At 77.0% G+C, this 901-nt stretch carries 1 pseudogene; it reads right to left on the bottom strand.

What is annotated here, in order from left to right:
* Positions 1–901: pseudogene (locus AE652_RS47190) on the bottom strand (family 2 glycosyl transferase); the annotation flags it as partial.

Here is a 901-nt window from a genome sequence, read left to right as displayed (position 1 = left end):
GTGTTCTGCCTGATCGGCCCGTCCGGCTCCGGCAGGTCGTCGTCCTTGTGGCTGCGGCGGCCGGGCAGGGCCAGCACCAGGATGGTGAGGCCGAGCAGCACCTGGGCCCAGATCCAGCCGGTGTGGGCGGCGCCGCCCTCGCGGGTGACGGCCAGCTTGCCGCCGGCGGCCGGGAGCTTGAAGCCCTGCGCCCAGCCGTCGACCGTGGTGGGCTCCAGCGCGGTGCCGTTGACGGTGGCCTTCCACTCCGGGGCGGCGGACTCGGCGAGCCGCAGCACCCGGCCGTCCGGGCCGGCCGGGACGGTGGCGGACAGGTCGCGGGCCCCGGACGGGACGACCACCGGGGTGGCCCCCGGGGCGGTGATCACCGCGCGGACCGCGGGGGTGCCGTTGACCTGCCAGAGCGCGGCGGCGCCGTCCTGGTTGGCCTTGACCAGGCCGGGGGTGGTGTCCAGGACGTCCTTGAAGGCGTCGATCACCGGCTGCTGGACCAGCACATAGGCGATGCCGTAGCCGGCCAGGGCGCTCGCCTGGTCGGCGCCGGAGCCGGCCAGCAGGCTGCCGACCATCTTGTTCAGGCCGTCCTGGGTGCCGGTCGCCGGGTCGACGGTGGACTCGGCCTGGCCGAGCGTCAGACCGGCGCCGCGCAGCACGGTGTAGCGGACCGCGCCGCCGCCCTTCTCCCCGGTGACGACCAGGGTGCGGGCCCGGTCGGTGGTGCCGGCCTCCTCGGCGATGAACGCGGGGACCTGGTCGGCCTGGCCGCGGTGCAGCGGCCCGCCGGCGCCGGTCAGCGCCCACCACAGGCCGGTGCCCAGCGGGGCCAGCACGGCCGAGGCCACCACCAGGGCGGCCACCGGCTGGCGCCAGCCGAAGGCGATCCCGGCGACGCGGGCGTTGG

It is taken from the genome of Kitasatospora sp. MY 5-36 (genome assembly GCF_001182915.1).
In the GTDB taxonomy this organism is placed as follows: Bacteria; Actinomycetota; Actinomycetes; order Streptomycetales; family Streptomycetaceae; genus Kitasatospora.
The sequence above is the reverse complement of the archived record's forward strand: the minus strand, read 5'-3'. Positions and strand labels throughout refer to the sequence as shown.